The organism is Acinetobacter sp. YH16031 (assembly GCF_013417335.1).
Classification (GTDB): Bacteria; Pseudomonadota; Gammaproteobacteria; order Pseudomonadales; family Moraxellaceae; genus Acinetobacter.
Genome location: NZ_VPED01000008.1, coordinates 1 through 18,558, shown reverse-complemented (window position 1 = coordinate 18,558; position 18,558 = coordinate 1). Strand labels below are relative to the sequence as shown.

20 protein-coding genes and 1 pseudogene are annotated in these 18,558 nt (G+C 43.6%); 14 read left to right on the top strand and 7 right to left on the bottom strand.

What is annotated here, in order from left to right; genetic code table 11:
• Positions 1-5 precede the first annotated feature (5 nt).
• Together FTV31_RS05585 and FTV31_RS05580 are read left to right on the top strand one after the other, a co-directional pair.
• Positions 6-2,138 carry a 3-hydroxyacyl-CoA dehydrogenase NAD-binding domain-containing protein gene (locus FTV31_RS05585; RefSeq protein WP_180013526.1) on the top strand — a complete coding sequence of 711 codons (2,133 nt, stop codon included), beginning with the start codon at positions 6-8 and terminating at the stop codon, positions 2,136-2,138.
• Between the two features lie 165 nt (positions 2,139-2,303).
• Positions 2,304-2,657, top strand: a complete 354-nt coding sequence (locus tag FTV31_RS05580; RefSeq protein WP_034705429.1) for a hypothetical protein — start codon at positions 2,304-2,306, stop codon at positions 2,655-2,657.
• Positions 2,658-2,710: 53 nt separating this feature from the next.
• Here FTV31_RS05580 and FTV31_RS05575 read toward each other — a convergent pair whose 3' ends face one another.
• Both FTV31_RS05575 and FTV31_RS05570 read right to left on the bottom strand, forming a co-directional pair.
• Positions 2,711-3,148, bottom strand: coding sequence for a GNAT family N-acetyltransferase (locus FTV31_RS05575; RefSeq protein ID WP_034704137.1), 438 nt, complete (start codon positions 3,146-3,148; stop codon positions 2,711-2,713).
• A pseudogene (locus FTV31_RS05570) lies at positions 3,142-4,362 on the bottom strand (SAM-dependent methyltransferase). Before FTV31_RS05570 ends, FTV31_RS05575 begins: the two are co-directional and overlap by 7 nt.
• A 102-nt stretch (positions 4,363-4,464) precedes the next feature.
• Here FTV31_RS05570 and FTV31_RS05565 point away from each other — a divergent pair.
• The 3 genes from FTV31_RS05565 (at position 4,465) to FTV31_RS05555 (ending at position 7,126) form a co-directional block, all read left to right on the top strand.
• Complete coding sequence (locus tag FTV31_RS05565) at positions 4,465-5,109, top strand: hemolysin III family protein (RefSeq protein WP_034704133.1); 645 nt, start codon at positions 4,465-4,467, stop codon at positions 5,107-5,109.
• Positions 5,110-5,251: 142 nt separating this feature from the next.
• Positions 5,252-6,568, top strand: coding sequence for an MFS transporter (locus FTV31_RS05560; RefSeq protein ID WP_180003873.1), 1,317 nt, complete (start codon positions 5,252-5,254; stop codon positions 6,566-6,568).
• A gap of 144 nt (positions 6,569-6,712) precedes the next feature.
• Positions 6,713-7,126 (top strand): hypothetical protein, encoded by a 414-nt coding sequence (locus FTV31_RS05555; protein ID WP_180013524.1) that lies wholly within the window; start codon positions 6,713-6,715, stop codon positions 7,124-7,126.
• Positions 7,127-7,149: 23 nt separating this feature from the next.
• Here FTV31_RS05555 and FTV31_RS05550 read toward each other — a convergent pair whose 3' ends face one another.
• Positions 7,150-8,160, bottom strand: a complete 1,011-nt coding sequence (locus tag FTV31_RS05550; RefSeq protein ID WP_034704127.1) for a metallophosphoesterase — start codon at positions 8,158-8,160, stop codon at positions 7,150-7,152.
• 101 nt (positions 8,161-8,261) lie between these two features.
• On the opposite strand from FTV31_RS05550, the gene FTV31_RS05545 reads away from it, so the two are divergent.
• A complete protein-coding gene (locus tag FTV31_RS05545) occupies positions 8,262-9,896 on the top strand; it encodes a phospholipase D family protein (protein ID WP_180013522.1) in 1,635 nt (544 codons plus the stop codon).
• 35 nt (positions 9,897-9,931) lie between these two features.
• Here the strand turns inward: FTV31_RS05545 and FTV31_RS05540 are convergent, their stop codons facing one another.
• Positions 9,932-10,741: a 1-acyl-sn-glycerol-3-phosphate acyltransferase gene (locus FTV31_RS05540; RefSeq protein WP_175968124.1), complete on the bottom strand. Its 810-nt coding sequence runs from the start codon at positions 10,739-10,741 to the stop codon at positions 9,932-9,934.
• 189 nt (positions 10,742-10,930) lie between these two features.
• Here FTV31_RS05540 and FTV31_RS17270 point away from each other — a divergent pair, with 189 nt between their 5' ends.
• The 8 genes from FTV31_RS17270 to FTV31_RS05505 all read left to right on the top strand — a co-directional run bounded on the left by FTV31_RS17270 (position 10,931) and on the right by FTV31_RS05505 (position 15,537).
• Entirely contained in the window at positions 10,931-11,062 is a 132-nt protein-coding gene (locus FTV31_RS17270) for a hypothetical protein (protein WP_257220898.1), read from the top strand.
• A 76-nt stretch (positions 11,063-11,138) separates the two neighbouring features.
• The gene (hflX, locus tag FTV31_RS05535; protein ID WP_166139222.1) at positions 11,139-12,479 is read left to right on the top strand and encodes a ribosome rescue GTPase HflX; all 1,341 of its coding nucleotides are present in this window, start codon (positions 11,139-11,141) and stop codon (positions 12,477-12,479) included.
• A 34-nt stretch (positions 12,480-12,513) separates the two neighbouring features.
• A complete protein-coding gene (locus FTV31_RS05530) occupies positions 12,514-12,885 on the top strand; it encodes a hypothetical protein (protein WP_180013520.1) in 372 nt (123 codons plus the stop codon).
• 9 nt (positions 12,886-12,894) lie between these two features.
• Positions 12,895-13,569 (top strand): LrgB family protein, encoded by a 675-nt coding sequence (locus FTV31_RS05525; RefSeq protein WP_159123660.1) that lies wholly within the window; start codon positions 12,895-12,897, stop codon positions 13,567-13,569.
• Positions 13,570-13,656: 87 nt separating this feature from the next.
• Positions 13,657-14,103: a DUF2147 domain-containing protein gene (locus FTV31_RS05520; RefSeq protein WP_034704115.1), complete on the top strand. Its 447-nt coding sequence runs from the start codon at positions 13,657-13,659 to the stop codon at positions 14,101-14,103.
• Positions 14,104-14,268: 165 nt separating this feature from the next.
• Positions 14,269-14,439 carry a hypothetical protein gene (locus tag FTV31_RS05515; protein ID WP_180013518.1) on the top strand — a complete coding sequence of 57 codons (171 nt, stop codon included), beginning with the start codon at positions 14,269-14,271 and terminating at the stop codon, positions 14,437-14,439.
• Between the two features lie 60 nt (positions 14,440-14,499).
• Entirely contained in the window at positions 14,500-14,949 is a 450-nt protein-coding gene (locus tag FTV31_RS05510; protein WP_004785238.1) for a DUF2147 domain-containing protein, read from the top strand.
• Between the two features lie 141 nt (positions 14,950-15,090).
• Positions 15,091-15,537, top strand: a complete 447-nt coding sequence (locus FTV31_RS05505) for a DUF2147 domain-containing protein (RefSeq protein WP_034704141.1) — start codon at positions 15,091-15,093, stop codon at positions 15,535-15,537.
• Positions 15,538-15,593: 56 nt separating this feature from the next.
• Here FTV31_RS05505 and FTV31_RS05500 read toward each other — a convergent pair whose 3' ends face one another.
• The 3 genes from FTV31_RS05500 to pdxA are packed head-to-tail and all read right to left on the bottom strand — an operon-like array spanning position 15,594 to position 18,256.
• Entirely contained in the window at positions 15,594-16,439 is an 846-nt protein-coding gene (locus FTV31_RS05500; RefSeq protein WP_180013516.1) for a symmetrical bis(5'-nucleosyl)-tetraphosphatase, read from the bottom strand.
• Between the two features lie 5 nt (positions 16,440-16,444).
• A complete protein-coding gene (gene rsmA, locus FTV31_RS05495; protein WP_180013514.1) occupies positions 16,445-17,257 on the bottom strand; it encodes a 16S rRNA (adenine(1518)-N(6)/adenine(1519)-N(6))-dimethyltransferase RsmA in 813 nt (270 codons plus the stop codon).
• A 30-nt stretch (positions 17,258-17,287) separates the two neighbouring features.
• A complete protein-coding gene (gene pdxA, locus FTV31_RS05490; RefSeq protein ID WP_218948678.1) occupies positions 17,288-18,256 on the bottom strand; it encodes a 4-hydroxythreonine-4-phosphate dehydrogenase PdxA in 969 nt (322 codons plus the stop codon).
• Positions 18,257-18,558 lie beyond the last annotated feature (302 nt).

Below are 18,558 nucleotides of genomic sequence, written 5' to 3'. Positions count from 1 at the left end.
TCAGTATGAGCGCAATTCAATATCAAAAAACTGAAGATCACATTGTCATTCTGACCTTTGATTCTCCGAACCAGTCCGCCAATACCATGAATGCCGACTTTCGCACGGCTCTGGATGAAGTCGTTGCTCAGTTACAGGCTGATGAACAGATCGCCGGAATTATTTTCCGTTCAGCGAAAAAAACATTCTTTGCTGGCGGTGATCTGGATGAGCTGATTCAGGCGACGCCTGAACATGCCACTGAATTCTTCAATATGATTGAAGACATGAAAGCCAAATTACGCTATATCGAAACGTGTGGCATTCCTGTGGTGGCAGCTTTAAATGGCACCGCACTCGGTGGTGGTTGGGAAATCGCTTTATGTGCCCATCATCGTATTGCCCTCAATGATGCCAAAACCAAGTTTGGTTTACCTGAAGTCACTTTAGGCTTGCTGCCAGGCGGTGGTGGTATTGTCCGTATGGTTCGTCTGCTAGGCCTGCAAAATGCCTTACCTTTGCTGATGGAAGGCAAACAGTTCGGTGTAGAAAAAGCCAAGTCTTTGGGACTGGTACATGACACAGCCGACTCACTGGATGAGTTACTAGATAAATCTATAGCCTGGATTAAACAACATCCGCAATCCCAACAGCCTTTCGATGTAAAAGGTTACAAAATTCCGGGAGGCTCTCCTTCTTCGCCTGCCGTTGCACAGATGCTGGCCATTGCTCCTGCGATGCTGCGTGATAAAACCAAGGGCTGCTATCCAGCTCCTGAAGCCATTTTATCCGCTGCGGTTGAAGGCGCTCAGGTTGATGTTGATACCGCACTGAGAATTGAATCGCGTTATTTCACCTATCTCGCTACCGGCCAGATTTCCAAGAATATGATCGGTACGTTCTGGCATGGCATGAATGCCATCAAGTCGGGTGCCAGCCGCCCTAAAGACTTCGCGCCATGGAAAGCCACCAAAGTAGGTGTTTTGGGTGCAGGCATGATGGGTGCTGGTATTGCCTATGTTACTGCCAGCAAAGGCATTCAGGTGGTGCTGAAAGATATTTCGGTCGAAGCTGCTGAAAAAGGCAAAGCCTATAGTCAGAAATTATTAGATAAAAAAGTGGCTCAAGGCCGCTTAACAGCTGAAAAACGTGACCAGATTTTAAGTCTGATTCACACCACAACAGAAGCAGCAGATTTGCAAGGCTGTGACCTGATCATTGAAGCAGTATTTGAAAATCAGGAACTCAAAGCCAAAGTTACTCAGGAAGCAGAGCAATATTTATCAGCCAACGGTGTAATGGCCTCTAATACCTCGACTCTACCCATCAGTGACTTGGCTCAAGCCTCTCAAAATCAGGCGAATTTTATCGGTCTGCATTTTTTTAGTCCAGTCGACAAAATGCAACTGGTCGAGATCATTAAGGGAAAAAATACTTCAGCAGAAACACTGGCCAAGGCATTTGACTATGTGCAGCAGATTGGCAAATTACCGATTGTAGTGAATGACAGTCGTGGCTTCTTTACCAGCCGTGTCTTTGGTACGTTTGTACAGGAAGGATTACGTTTGCTTACCGAAGGGGTGCATCCAGCCCGTATCGAAATGGCTGCGCTGAAAGCCGGTATGCCAGTCGGACCACTTGCTATTCAGGATGAAGTCTCTCTAACACTTTCTGAGCATGTGGCTGCAGAAAGCCGTAAGGCTCTGGCTGCACAAGGCAAAGAACGTCCAAGCACCGATGCAGATGCCGTGATTCAAACCATGATTCATGAGTTTAACCGTAAGGGCAAAGCTGCTGGTGCAGGTTTTTATGATTATCCTGAAGGTGGCAAAAAGCAGCTGTGGTCTGGCTTGGAGCATTGGTATAAAGAAGTGGATATTTCTGAACAGGAAATGATAGACCGCTTCCTGTTTGTTCAAGCGCTGGATACCGTACGCTGTCTGGAAGAAGGTGTGCTGGAGTCAGTGGTCGATGCCAATATTGGTTCAATCTTTGGAATTGGTTTTGCCGCCTGGACGGGAGGTGCAGTGCAGTTCTTGAACCAGTATGGTTTAACCAGGGCCTTGAATCGTGCTGAAATCTTGGAACGTAAATATGGCGAACGTTTCAAAGCGCCACAGTTACTCAAACAGAAAGTTGCTGAAGGCCAGCGTTTTTAAAAACTGAATCTAGAAAAAAAGAGGAGCTTAACTCCTCTTTTTTATTTCAACGCCATAGAATTTCTAAGTTTGATATTATCTCTAAATGACACATTTTGATCTGCTTTCCAGGCAATTTATGTTATAAAGTTACATGAGTTAGACATCCACGATGGGTACATGCATATGACTGATCACAGTTCACCTGAAAAATCACCTTGGGGTTGGAAAGCACTGATTATCTTCTGTATTTTAGGTGGATTATTCATGTTGTTTTTCTGGCTTGCGGTCAGTAATGAACCAGACTACATGCCAAGCCAGCAAAAGAAAGAAAATACCCAGCAGCATGCATTTAAGAATGCACCTGCGATGTCTCCAGAAGCTTTAGCCAAAGCACAGGCTGACCGTGAAGCTCGTCAGGCGACCTCTTCATCTCATCAGACTCATGAGACGAGCGTGGAAGAGCACAATATGTCTGCTGAAGAACATGCACAGATGGACAATGCTAGCCATGACGAAAATACCACTCATGGCCACTAAGCAGTTCCAAGATCAAATTTAAAAAAGCGAGGTTTTCCTCGCTTTTTTATTTTTTAGTCTTTTAAGCTGAGATACATATCTATATGTGGAATGCCACAATCCAGATATTCTTCACCCTGCACGTCAAAACCCAAGTTCTGATAAAAGCCAATCGCATGTACCTGTGAAGAAAGCTTTAGGAATTCACGTTGCTCTGTCTTGGCCTGATCAATCACAGCCTGCATGATATTTTGGCCGATACCCGTACCACGTGCCGACTGCAACACAGCTACACGACCAATACTGTGATTTTTTAATAAGCGTGCAGTTGCAACGGGTTGATCCTGTAAATAAGCCACAAAATGCGTAGAGATTGCATCCTCAGCATCCCATTCATCTTCGGGAGCAATTTGCTGTTCCTGAATAAAAACGGCTTCACGTATCACTCTGGCATCTTGGGCTAACTCATCCCAGCTGCCTGACATGATTTTAAGATTTTTATTGTTTAGCATTTAGAACCAATTCCCTGCTGATCCCACTGGTTATTCAATAACAATTCCAGTGAATGTTTTTGAATTCCATACATCTCTTTTAATGCCTGAATCTGGGCGAGAACAGCCTGATCGGGCTGTCCATAATCCTTCCGTTTGGTCGCCAGAATCATTTTATTTTTACTGGTGTGTTCTAGGGCCACAAATTCAAAGACCTTGGTTTCATACCCATACGCCTTAAGCAATAAGGCACGAATGGTATCCGTCAGCATTTCGGCTTGCTGCCCAGCATGGATGCCAAACTGCAACATTGGTGACAGCACTTTCGGACTCTGTAATTGCGGTCTTAACTCTTTATGACAGCATGGAGCACACATGATGATCTGTGCATTCAAGCGAATACCGCTATGGATTGCAAAATCGGTCGCCACATCACAGGCATGCAGAGCGATCATCACATCGAGACGTTCCGGTTCATAGGTACGCACATCGCCCTGGAAGAAATCCAGCTGGCTAAAACCAGATTGCTACGCGACATTCTGACAGAACTCGACCATTTTCGGATTCAGCTCTACGCCGGTGACATACGGCGTCTGACCATGTTTTTGCATATAATCATATAGCGCACAGGTTAAATATCCCTTACCTGAACCGAAATCGACGATACGTAATCCTTGTTCCTGCGGCTGGATTTGAGCCAGTGCACCTGAGAAAATCTCGACAAATTTATTAATCTGTTTCCACTTACGCGCCATGCTCGGAATGATCTGGCCTTGCTGATCGGTGATTCCTAAATGCTGTAGGAATACACTGTCCTGATCGACATAACGCTGTTTAACCCGGTCATGGCCTTGCTCGGCTTTTGCCTTTGTGGAGGCAGGTATAGCTTTACTTCGTGTCAGCATGGCCTTTTTCTTGTTTTTCTTCAGCTGCAATTCTTCCTGATCAGTAAACAGGTTAGCTTGCTTGCAACAGGCCAATAATTCCCTTACTTGAGTTAAGGCTTCATTCAAAGGATAGTTTTTAGTGACATCCTGAGTCTTGTATCGATAGATACAGCTCAAGACTTTCTGCTCATTGAGCGAAATGACTCTAAAGGTTATTTTCTCCAATTGTTCAAGTTCACCTTTATACTGACTTAAGATCAGACGATCAAAATGATCAGTTTCAAAGGCTTGCTGAAAAGCCTCCAAGAATTGTTGCTCCTGAACCGAGAGAGAAGTCGATGTCGACATAAGAAAAACCTGATATGAATTGCTGCTCAAGTTTAATTGTTCTTAACTTAAAAGCAAAATTGAATTATTATACAAGTGTATATTTAAACAAGAATGACAATCATGCAGAATGCTCCCCTAGTTCCAGATTATGATCACAATGAGGAACGGATTAATTACATTAGTCATGGCCTCGGTGCTGCGCTGGCTTTGATTGCCGGTATTTTATTGATTATTAAAGGCTCTTATTTGAGTACCGGACAATGGATTGGCCTTTGGGTCTATGCTTTCAGCATGATTCTGCTGTTTTCCGCTTCGATGCTCTACCATATGTCTACCGCTGCAGACCGACGCTATTTTTACAAAAAAGTTGATCATACGGCAATTTACTACCTGATTGCAGGTACCTATACCCCGTTTCTATCGATTGCGATTCCAACAGCCAAAGCCCAGTATTTACTGATTGCTTTGTGGGTGATTGCTGTACTTGGAACACTATTCAAGTTCATTTTCATCAACCGTTTCCAGAAACTTTCTTTGGTCGCTTATCTGGTCATGGGATGGCTTGCACTACTAGTTATGGACGATATGCAGCAGTACTTAAGTGCTCAATCTTTAACCTTTCTAATCATTGGTGGCTTAGCATACACTGTAGGTGCATTGTTTTACGCTTTAAAAAGAGTAAGATATACCCACGCTATCTGGCACATTTTTGTATTGATAGGCGCAGGATCACATTTTCTGTCTATCTATCTTTACGTGATTTAATCATCTCATTTCTCCATTTCAGTGACCCTGAGCGAGTTGAAACGAGAAGATTGCAGTTGTTTTTTTAAAAAATTACGCCTTTTTTAAAAAGATTACGCTTTTAAAACTAAGTTTTTTATTTTTAGTAAGTGTAAGGTTATTCATGGCGTCTTCAGATTCTATCGCTGTAACAGAAACTACAGCAACCAATTCAAAATTTCGTGTTTTAACAGCAAGTTTAGTAGGCACTACAATCGAGTTCTTCGATTTCTATATTTATGCCACAGCTGCCGTTATTATTTTCCCTTATCTGTTCTTCCCTACAAGTACAGATCCTATGACTGCGACTATTCAGTCGCTGGCAACCTTTGCGATTGCCTTTATTGCCCGTCCAATCGGCGCTGCACTTTTTGGTCATCTGGGAGACCGGATCGGACGTAAAGCGACACTGGTCGCGGCCTTGTTGACCATGGGTCTTTCTACCGTTGCCATTGGTTTATTGCCAACTTATGCACAAATCGGTATTGCTGCGCCATTATTGCTGGCTCTTTGCCGTTTAGGCCAAGGCCTTGGTTTGGGTGGTGAATGGTCAGGTGCGGTTCTATTGGCAACTGAAAATGCGCCAGAAGGCAAACGTGCCTGGTATGGTATGTTCCCGCAACTTGGTGCACCAATTGGCTTCATTCTGGCAACAGGCTCATTCTTGACGCTTGGCGCATTCATGTCTGAAGCAGAGTTCATGCAATGGGGCTGGCGTATTCCCTTTATCTCTAGTGCGCTACTGGTGATTATGGGTCTATGGATTCGTTTGAAACTGCATGAAACTCCTGCATTCCAGAACGTATTGAAAAAGCAGAAAGAAGTGAATGTACCCTTCTTCGAAGTATTCAAAAAGCATTCTAAAATGCTGGTATTGGGTACCATCGCTGCGATTTGTACATTCGTGGTGTTCTACCTGACGACTGTATTCGCATTGCAATGGGGTACCAAACAGCTCGGCTATACACGTGAAGAATTCCTTCAGTTGCAATTAGTTGCAACTCTGTGCTTTGCTGCGTTCATTCCACTTTCAGCGGTACTTGCGGAAAAATTCGGTCGTAAGACAACTTCAATCGCGGTATGTGTGGTCTCTGCTATTTTCGGTATCTTCTTTGCCGACATGCTTGAATCAGGCAGTACGCTGGTTGTGTTCTTCTTCTTATGTATCGGCCTAGCGATCATGGGTCTGACTTATGGTCCGATTGGTACTGTATTGTCTGAAATCTTCCCGACTTCAGTACGTTATACCGGTTCTGCACTGACCTTTAACCTGGCGGGTATTTTTGGTGCATCTTTCGCACCATTGATTGCAACCAAACTGGCAACAACTTATGGCTTGTCTGCAGTAGGTTATTATCTCACAGCAGCCTCTATCCTGTCATTGCTTGCATTCTTGCTGATCCGTGAAACTAAAAATGATGATGTAAACAATCAGATCTAAGGATCATGATAGATTAAGTCATCTCAATCAAAGCTAGCATTTTTATGCTGGCTTTTTTTATGATTTCACAACAAAAACTTGCTACTTCTTTGCGGATATTTCGGGAACAATCAAATAAATAAAGCCAGAGAATGAGGCAGAGTGATGCAGGATCTTATTGAGCAACTTACTCAAGAACAGCTGGTAGATATTGTGATTCTGCTAGAGGATGATAAAAAACTGGACGCCATTCGCTATATCCGGACGCATACAGCTTTAGATGAATCACAGGCGATACAGGTCATTGATGAAATTGTCAGAGAGCATGATCTGGCGCTGAATCGGGACAATAAAGGCAATATTGGCCCACGGTTCACTGATGATGCAGATGAAAATATTCCAGTGGTAACTACACCTTTGGAAGTTCCAGAGCATCCTAATCTCAGTATCGCTAAAGATACTGAGGTGGCTGCACAGCAAGTCGGCAAACGTGTGCCCGGCCGTGAGATTGAAAAGAAAATCTGGATCACCGCAGCCGTGATTTTACTGATTATTATTGTGCTCTGGCTACTGCTTTAACAGCAACGAATGAATCAGTTTTTTTAGACCAATTCGATAATATCAATGGTTGGTGGTACGCGAAAACGGAATGGTACCCCTACCATACCCGTTCCCACGGTCACAAATACATCTGCATGTTCATGCCGGTATAGACCTTTTTTATGGCCCAGAATGGAGACCTTTTTCATCACATAATCCGTCAGCCAAGGTAACTCGACCTGCCCGCCATGCGTATGTCCAGAAAGCATCAATGGTCGTGTTGGCAATTTCGGCACCATGTCCACGGTATCTGGATTATGCGACAGAATCACCCAAGGCTTGTCTTGAGGCAGATCCGGCATTGCGCGCATATCGGTTTTTCCAGCCCAAAGATCCCCTACCCCTAACAGACGAAATTCATCAAACTCGACAATCTGCCCTTCAATATCCATGACCTGATTCACTTCCAGCGCATAACGAAGCAATTCCTGAATCGGAGGGCCAGGATACTGTTCATCATGATTCCCTGTCACCGAATATACCGGCGCATGAATTTCCTTTAAGACAGCCAGCTCCTGTGCCAGTTTATTTTCCGGTTCATAGGTCCAGTCCCCTGCAACCACCACCAAGTCCGGTTTCAGATGGTTCAGCTTATGTACAATCTGTCTTAACTGGCGTTCATGTCCAGAAAACAGACCAATATGTAAATCTGCAATCAGGGCAATCCGTACCGGTTTTTTAAGTTTCTGTTGAGGATTGATTTGATAAGGCGTGGTTTCGACCCGAATCAAATGCGGCTCGATAAACCGTGCATAACTGAGTACGGCACTAATCACGAAAATAAAAATAGACTCATGAATCGAATAGTAGCCCATCCATCCTGCATAAATACTGAAGAACACCAGCGGAATCAGCAAATAGGCCAGATAGAAAGCCAGCAGGTGACAAAATGCTTTAAAGGGATGAATGGTTTCTGTACGCGACTGACTCGACCAGGCCTGATACACTGCCCAAACGGCAAGAATGGCCATGCCTAGATAAAAATAAAAAAGTACGGAACTGGTATCCCACATAGATTTGCCTTGTCGAGTCGAGGAGCTGATTAGTGGCTTTATATTTATCTTTTCATAGCTGGCAATTATACTCAATCCAAATTTTTCAGTCTTTGATGTTTATGGTAAATGCTCCCCACGCTTCCGCTCATTCAAAACCCTCTGGCTTATCAAAAGCTTACCGCTATAAAGCTGGCATTTTACTGAGCTGCAGCCTGGTACTCGGCATTCCTGCTTGCAGTACGCTGCCTCCGCAAACTGAACAGCCTAGCCGGATGGCATTTGAAACGGATACATCGCAAACCAGTCTGGCCCAGATTGTTGAGCCTTTACGTCAGCAGAATATTGGCCTGACCGGTTATCATGTGCTTCCAGATCCGCTCGAAGCACTCGCTGCACGTATCCAGCTGATTAATAAAGCGGAACGCAGTCTGGATCTGCAATATTACATCTGGGATAACGACCGTATTGGTGCACTGGCTCTGCATGCCCTCATTCAGGCAGCAGACCGTGGCGTAAAAGTCCGTTTGTTGATGGATGATAACAATGCCAAGAAAATGGAAGGTATTTATTTGGCACTAGATCAGCACCAGAATATTGAGGTCAAACTGTATAACCCCTACCGCTTCCGTAAATACCGTGCCATGGATATGCTGCTGGATCTAAAACGGATCAACCGCCGCATGCATAACAAAAGCTTTATTGCCGATAACCAGATTGCCTTGATTGGCGGCCGTAACATGAGTAACCAGTATTATAACGTCAGTGACAGTTATCAGTTCTCTGATGTAGATGTGATGTTGGTCGGTGCCGCTTCTGATGAAATCATTCATTCTTTTGATGAATACTGGAATGATGATTATGCCTATCCGGTTCGGCAGATTGTTAATCCTCGTCATCATACGCTACGCTACCCGAGCCTGAAACAGCAGCTGGAAGAATATAGCCATGATACTGCAATCCAGAACTACCTGAATCTGGCCAATCGTTCACAGGCTTTCGATAAATGGCTGGAACACAACATTCAACTTGATTGGGTAGAAGCTGAAGTCGTCAAAGATCCACCAAGTAAAATCAAGTCAAAGGCTAAGACTGAAGATCACTTGAACTTCCAGTTATTACAGCATCTGGAAAAACCGGAAGAAAGTGTGGATATCGTGTCTGCCTATTTTGTACCGGAAAAACAGGGTGCAGAACGTCTCAAGAAACTGGCTTCAGAAGATGTCAAAGTTCGTGTACTCACCAACTCTTATAAGGCCAATGACGTGCCGCTGGTCCATGCTTTTTATGCCAAGTATCGTCAGGAATTGCTAGAAAATGATGTTAAGCTCTATGAGTTTTTGGCGGCTCCAGATGCCGACAACCTGAATGCCAATACTGAAGAGCTGGCACAAAAAGCGAAGGTCAGCTTAAAAGGCCTGAGCCGTTCCAGCCTGCATGCCAAACTGATGGCCATTGACCAAAAACAGGTGTTTATCGGTTCTTTTAATTTCGATCCGCGTTCAGCTTATTTGAATACTGAAATTGGCGTATTGCTAAATAGTCCTAATCTGGCCCGTGCAGTACACGAAACCATGGACAAGAATTTAAGCAAGTATGCCTATAAGCTGGTTCTGGATGCCAACCAGAATATTAACTGGAAAATCCGTAATGCCAAAGGTGAAACAAAGACCTTTAAAAAAGAGCCGGGAATGAAATGGTATCAAAAAGCCTCAATAAAATTCCTGTCGATACTCCCAATCGAAGGTTTTATGTAATGAATATCTCGGAGTATTTCTAATAAAAAAGCCTCTTAATGAGGCTTTTTTAAAACTTTGGCTTGCAACCTTTGCAAACCCTCCAGCATATTTTCATGCACTAGTGCAGTCAGGCTTTCTACTGTATGCCCTTCGGTCGCAATTGCCGGCAAGGCCATCAGATGAGCTGTTACTTTAGGCATTTCCAGAACATTTTGCACATGTTTGGCAAAACTGATGTTCCCAATAAAAGGCGCCACCATATCCAGTTCACCCTGCTGATTTACATAACAGATCAGGCAGATTTGTACCGGACGTTGCGCTTCAATCGCTGCCCCCAGAATACGTCCATAAATTTTTTTAATTGAGCGTCCATCAGATGTGGTCGCTTCAGGAAAAAACAGGACTGGAATATTCTGCTTTAGAAAATCGGTAATCTGTTCACGGATTCTGACCGAATCTCCTGAACCACGCTTGATAAATAAGGTACCACCGCCTTTAGCCAGCTTGCCCAAAATTGGCCAATTTTCAATTTCAGCTTTGGCCAGAAAAAACACTCGCGCGCCTGAACCCAAAACGGCGATATCCAGCCAGGATACATGATTGCTCACCCATAATGCAGGCTCACGTGGAATCACGCCATGGACCTGAACCTCGATATTAAACACCTTGCACAACTGGCGACAGAAATATTGCACATACCGGGTATTGTTCGGGTTATTCGGGTCTTTATATAAACCATGACGGTAAACTAGATAAAAACCCTGGCTGATGGCTGCTAATGCAGAAGTCGTTTTTCTTGTATAAAGAAAGAATTTTGCAAAACCTTGTATCTCAGGTGATTGATTTTGTACAGTCGAGTTCATAAAAAGATCACTAAATCCTAAACAAGATACAGGGAATATCCACGAATTAAACTCATTTTATACTGTTCATGTCCAACTTGCATTGATAATAAAAAACGACCAAGTATATCTATATTTTCAATTTAAATTCATTAAATGAATTAAATAAAATAAATCAATCGAAATATTAGATTAAAAAGGATGCTCATCATGCAAGATGAAACAGTCAAATCAGCTGAGATGATTCGGCCCTTAAAAGTATTAAGCTATATCTTGGGGGGTACCCTGTTATATACGGTGCTGCTCGTAACACTTGCACAACTGTTTGTCACGGCACTTTAAAACAAAGCCCGCTATTTCAGTATCTGTAAAGTTCATTTTCAACTAAAATGAAGTTTTCAACTGGAGATTGGCCTGAGTGGAATATTTTGAGCAACATCAGGGAAAAGAACGCGTCATACTGGTCAGTGTGAGCGTACAAATGCTGGATGACCTTGATGCTGAAGAGTTTCATCTGTTAGCTCAATCTGCAAATGCCGAAATTCTGGAACATCTCTTTGTTCAACGCTTAAAACCGGATGCCAAATTTTTTGTGGGTTCAGGAAAAGCAGAAGAAATTGCTGAACGGGTCAAAGAATTGGATGCCAATCTGGTCATCTTCGATCATGCGCTGACACCTGCCCAAGCACGTAACCTGGAAAATGTGGTGCATTGCCGGGTAGTCGATCGTACCGAACTTATCCTCGATATCTTTGCACAGCGTGCCCGCACCTATGAAGGGAAACTGCAAGTTGAATTAGCACAGTTACAGCATCTGTCTTCACGACTGGTTCGTAGCCGTACCAATCTGGATAGCCAGAAAGGCGGGATCGGTCTGCGTGGTCCGGGTGAAACCCTGCTAGAAACAGATCGCCGTTTATTGCGTATCCGCATGGGACAGCTTAAAGCCAAAATAGAAAAAGTCCGTCAAACCCGTATTCAGGGCCGTGTTGCTCGGCAAAAAGCGGCTGTTCCAACGGTGTCTTTAGTAGGTTATACCAATGCGGGAAAATCTACCTTATTCAATATTCTGGCTGATAGCGATGTCTATGCAGCCGACCAACTATTTGCGACTCTGGACCCAACTTTAAGACGCCTGCAATGGGACGGCGTCGGTAATCTGGTACTGGCAGATACGGTAGGCTTTGTGCGTAATCTTTCGCATTCACTGGTCGAATCTTTTAAAGCAACTCTGGAAGAAACTGTTGAAGCAACCCTGCTTTTGCATGTGATCGATTCCAGCAGTCCGGAAATGCTTGAACAAATTGAAGCCGTTGAAAAGGTGCTCAAGGAAATTGGTGCCGACGTCCCGGTGTTACGGGTTTATAATAAAATCGACTGTAGCGGTGAAGATGCCAAAATCATTTACCGACAGCCCGGTCAGCCTGAACGGGTCTATGTTTCAGCACATAGCGGTGAAGGGCTGGATCTGTTACGCAAAGCAGTTCATGAAGCATTAATGGGCCAGATTCAGCACTTTGAACTGGTATTGAAACCTGCCTATGGCAAACTGCGCAATCAACTTTATGCGCTGAATGTGATTCAGTCCGAACATTATGATGATGAAGGTCAGTTACATATCGATGTACGGATTGCACCTCCAAAGCTGGAACAGTTGATCAAACAGGCTCATTTACCGATAGAAGAAATTCTGGGATCTCAAGCACTTCAATTCCAGCGTCCACTTGAAGAGTTTGAAATCCAGCGTAAGATCGAGTAAAACTTGATAAGTAAACTTTTAAATGACATCACCAATGAACTGGATAAAACATATTGACTGGCCAGCATGGATCAGCACTCTCCTCTTAATTATTGTATTTCGTGAAGCTTCAGTCTGGCTAATGACCCAGCTGGAACACCCTGAATTGGGCAACCTGGTCGGACTCATCAGCCTGCTAGTCACCTTATTTGCCTGGCGCTATTTTGGCAAAATTCCAGCGCGTCTGGTGGATACCAATAACAAGCTGATGAAAGAAAGTGCCTTCGCTTTTTTACCGATTAGTGCAGGCGCGCTAATTATGTTGATGCATATGGGACAAAAAATTCCGGCCTTTATGCTGGTGTTATGCCTGAGTACTCTGCTCCCTCTTTGGATCTACGCCAAAATGGCAAAACGCTGGTTATAGGAGTCGCACATGTTTTCTGTTCTTTATGGCTTTGCGATTACCTTAATTGCTTATCTGCTTGCCAAACCCTGCAATCGTGTTATTCCGCAAATTCCTGTGATTGTGTTTAGCATGTTCCTGGTGCTGGTGATTTTATTGGTGCTGGGTATTCCTTATGAGCATTATATGGATGAGGTCAATCCACTGTTTAACCATTTGCTTGGTTATGTCACAGTTGCACTGGCGATTCCGCTAGCCGCCATGCGTTATGATGACCTGCCACTGAAAGCTATTGTCGGAATTCTGGTTTTTGCCAGTATCAGTGCGGTCGCCTTACCGATGGGTCTCGCCTATTTACTACATATGTCTTCTGGCGACATCATGGCCTTTGCCACCCGTGCAGTCACGACACCAATTGCAATTAATATTGCGACCTTACTGGAGGCACCTGTTAGTCTGGCCATTCTGATCGTCATTTTGTCTGGCGTAATTGGTGCAGCATTTTCACCATTTATTTTACGACATATCAATGATGAGCGTGCTTCAGGTCTGGCTCTAGGTCTAGCAGCACATGCGATTGGTACAGCTCAAGCCTGGCAGCGTGGCAGTGTTGCCGGACGTTATGCTACGTTTGGCATGGCAGTGAATGCCGTTTTTACTGCGATCTGGTTGCCAACTTTTATACTTTATCTGCAAAAAATGTGACTCATCAATCAATATTTAACGTTTGTTTCTGAGTGAAACTATTCTTACTATAGAGAAATAAAGAATTTTTCACTCAGGAACAGACCTATGAAAAAGGTTCAATTATTCTCCGTTTTAGCCCTGACCTTTTTCAGTCATCTGGCTTTCGCTTCCGATATTTCAGGTACCTGGAGAAGTATTGACGATAAAACAGGATCAGCTAAAGCAATTCTGGAAATTCGTGAAACTTCAAATGGTGTTTATACCGCCAAAATTACCAAGATTACGCCTCGTCCTGGCTACACACCGCGTGAAACCTGTGTTTCCTGCCCTGCACCTTATACCAATAAACCGATTCTTGGTCTGGATGTACTCACCGGCTTAAAGGATGCAGGTAACAATAATTTCTCTCAGGGCAAACTAATTGATCCTTTATCTGGCAATATTTACAACACCAAAGCTAAATTAAGTGCCAATGGCAAACGTCTAACCCTACGTGGTTATGTAGGTGTTTCAGCCTTGGGACGCAGCCAGACTTGGATTAAACAAGATTAATTCATGACTTAGTGCACAGAAGCTTGCATTTTCATGCATTAAGTTGTATCAATATTAGACAGATGCTTTTTTATACAATATAAAACATGCATATAAATATTAGATTCATTTGCTTTAACAGGCTTAGCATCAAACGGATTTTGATGCGCAATATAAGGAGATAGAATGCAAGACATTACCATGTTAAAGATCTTACTGAATTTCTCTGCTTTTACTGAAAATTCAGTAACAAAGCAATTAACATTGGCAGATTTCTGTCATGGGGAATCAACAGGCTTAAAGCAGATTGACCGAGCGATCTGCAACGCTCATTACTCTAAAATCAACCAAAATTAAAAAACCACACGCTTGTGTTTGGGATAGTTTGTTTCATCTATGAAAAAAGGATAAATATAAATGAATAAATCTAAATTAGGATTAATGCTCATTGCTACATTCATGACTGGGACCATTTATGCACAAGACTTGACCGGGACATGGCAACAAATCGATGATAAGACTGGTTCACCAAAAGCACTGATTGAAATCCGTCAGGACAGCAATGGTACTTATGCCGGGAAAATTGTCAAAGTAACGCCTCGTCCAGGTTATACCCCACAAAAAACCTGTAATAAATGTCCTGCTCCTTATACCAATCAGCCGATCTTGGGGATGGACGTACTGACAGGTTTAAAACAGGTCGGTGATAGCGTGAATTATGAAAAAGGTCGTGTGATTGATCCATTGGCAGGTAAAATTTACGATGCCAAGGTTCGTCTAAGCAGCAACGGCAAACGTTTAACCCTACGTGGTTATGTGGGTGTTTCTGCTTTAGGCCGTAGCCAGACCTGGATCCGTCAGGAATAAGTTCACACTTTTTCTCAAAGCTGCCAAACATGCAGCTTTTTTTATAAATTTAATTCCATGATTTTTAATTATTTATTGACTATTTGTGCAATCTTCCTAACATGTGCGGGCAATAATGAAAAGTTCTTTGGAATGATGGATATGTTAAAGAAGATACTCCTTGCCACATTGACTACAGGATTCATGATGAACCTGTGGGCTCAAGATATTAGCGGAACCTGGCAGCAGATTGATGATAAAACTGGAGCAGCAAAAGCCATCATTGTCATCGAAAAAGAAGCAAATAATACTTACTCAGGCAAGATTGCGAAAATCACGCCACGTCCAGGTTATACACCACGCGAAAAATGTAATAAATGCCCAGCCCCTTATACCGATCAACCGATTTTAGGCATGACTATTCTAAAAGGCCTGAAACACGTTGAAGGCACCAAAAATTATGAAAAAGGTCGTGTCATTGATCCATTGGCAGGTAAAATTTATGATGCCAAGGTTCGTCTAAACAATACCGGCAAGCGTTTAACGCTACGTGCCAGTGTGGGTGTTTCAGTTCTGGGCCGCAACCAGACCTGGATTCGCGCAGACTAATCATCAGCACAATAAAAAAGCCACATTGAACGTGGCTTTTTTGAGCTTTAAATATTTTAAAATACCGGATTATCGACGGCGAACATTTGCTGGTCTTCCAGTCGATAAGCCATCAGCTGATTACCCCAGACACAACCACCATCGACATTCTGAATTCGCTCAGAAATGGTTTTACCCTGTAAAGCAGCCCAATGCCCGAATACAATTCGATGGGTTGCGGCAGTTTTCGATTCAAATTCAAACCAGGGCTTAAACCCTTCTGGCATCGGATCATCCAGTGAATCTTTAAAACTGTATTCCAGACGCCCTTCTGCGTCAGTTAAACGCATCCGGGTCAGGTAATTCACGATACAGCGCGTACGCTCATGACCTTCTAATTCATCTGACCAGAGTGTAGGTTCTTTCCCAAACACTTCCTTTAAGAAAGCATCCACCACCTCAAAATCATCATGGGCAATAATGGCTTCTACTTCTTTAGCCAATTCAGCCGTCTTGGCCGCATCCCAGATATTGGGAATACCGGCATGGGTTAGTACCGTCTGTTCATTCGGAAACAGACACATCGGCTGTTTACGGATCCAGTCAATTAACTCATCACTGTCGATCGCATCAATCACATCACGGACATTGTCCTTGTCTTTGATCGACTTGATGCCACGTGCATAAGCCAAAAGAGTCAGATCATGATTACCGAGTACTGTTGCCGCCACGCCATTATCCGCCAGCTTTTTAATAAAGCGTAATGCACCCAGCGAGTTTTCCCCTCTAGCCACCAGATCACCAGCAAACCAGATAAAGTCCTGATCAGGATCAAAACGGATTTCTTTCAGTAGTGCCTTCAAGGCTTCGAAACAGCCTTGTACATCACCAATCACATAATTGTATCGAACAGTGCGGGTCATTATTTTTAAGCTACCATTTGATCAGATAAAGCCACAAATTGGGCAAGTGTCAGTGTCTCTGGACGTGCCATTGGATCTACACCTGCTTTTTCAAAACCATCTTCAACCAGCATCCCTTTCAAGCTATTACGCAAAGTCTTACGGCGCTGGGTAAATACATGCGATACCAGACGAGCCAAAGCTTTTTCATTTTTTGCCACGATCGGTTTTACATCATATGGCTCCAAACGGAACACGGCAGACGTCACTTTTGGTGGCGGATTGAAAGAGCCCGGTGGCACTTCGAACAAAAAGGTTGGTTTGCAGTAATACTGGATCATCACCGACAAACGGCCATATTCTTTGGTGTTCGGTGAAGCTGTAATACGATCCACCACTTCTTTTTGCAGCATGAAGTGCATGTCTTTGACTTTGTCACCAAATTCCAGGAGATGGAACAGTAGTGGTGTCGAAATGTTATAAGGCAGGTTTCCAACTACACGTAACGGACGACCTTCTTCAAACAAATTGGTGAAATCGTATTTCAGTGCATCTGTTTCAATAATGGTTAAACGTTCAGGATGCGGCACACGTCCTGGCAGACCTGCTGCCAAGTCACGGTCAAGCTCAAGTACAGTCAAAGCATCACATTCACCAATTAAAGGCGATGTTAAAGCAGCCAGACCCGGACCAATTTCAATAATATTTTCGCCTGCACGCGGGTTTACCGAACGCACAATTTTAGCAATGACACGTTGGTCATGTAAGAAGTTTTGACCAAAACGCTTACGCGTGTGATGCCCTTCATCTTTTGGGTTTAAGGCATTAATCTGATACATAGACATTTCCAACGTGTAATAAAGACGAGATCATTGACGCGCTAAATCCAGCGCCAAATCCACAGCCACATGTAAGCTTGAGCTTTTCGCAAGGCCTGTACTTGCGAGGGAGAGTGCTGTGCCGTGATCGACAGAAGTTCGGATAAACGGTAAGCCCAAAGTAATATTGATGGCTTCACCAAAGCCCTGAGATTTTAACACAGGTAAGCCCTGATCGTGATACATCGCCAAAACAGCATCGGCATCTTTCAGGTTTTCAGGAGTAAATAAAGTATCTGCAGGCAGGCTCAGGCTCATATTGATACCTTGCTCACGGTAAGTTTCTAGTACTGGATTGATCACTTCAATCTCTTCCATACCCAGATAACCACCCTCACCCGCATGTGGATTTAAACCGCAGACCAGAATATGCGGATGTTCAATTTTGAATTTGGATTTCAGGTCATGAATCAGGATATCAATCACCTGATGCAGGCGTTCCGGAGTAATCGCATCGGCAACTGCACGAAGTGGAAGATGTGTGGTTGCTAAAGCCACACGTAAAGTTTTAGTCGCCAGCATCATCACCACACGCGGTACACCCGCAAATTCCTGGTAATACTCGGTATGACCGCTGAAATGAATCCCAGCATCATTGATTACCGACTTTTGCACTGGCGCTGTAGCCACTCCGACACTTTTGCCTGACATGGCATATTCGGCTGAACGACGTAGCTGCTCCAGTACATAAGCGGCATTATGGCTATTTAGCTGACCTAGTACTACCGGTTCTTTTAAAGGCACGTGCTCAACATAAAGCTGACCTTTTTCTGAAGAAGTCGTTTGCCCTGTATATTCAATCAGTTCAACCAGAAGTTTTAACTGCTGCGCCCGTTGACGGAGCATTTCCAGATCGGCAAGTACCACCAATGGACGCTCATCAATACGATCCGCCAGACTCAAGCAGATATCTGGACCAATTCCGGCAGGTTCACCACTGGTAATATATAAAGGCAGCATGACTTTCTTCTGTATTATCAATTGTCCTTATTTTAGTACAAATTTCACAGGGAAAGTTTTAGATAAAGGTTTAGATGATGTTTATTCAAATAATACTGTACCTTTCTCATTATATTAGATCTCTTTCATAAATCAAAAACCGATCTTCTTTTTGGTTAATATTTGCACTCCGGACTTCTTAGCATTCGTGCATAATCTGCGGATGAAATACATCGATTCAAACAAGCTTTCTGATCCTCAGTTCAAGCGATACACAGGCATCTCATGGTCAACTTTCTATTTGATGGTTGAGCAATTGCAGA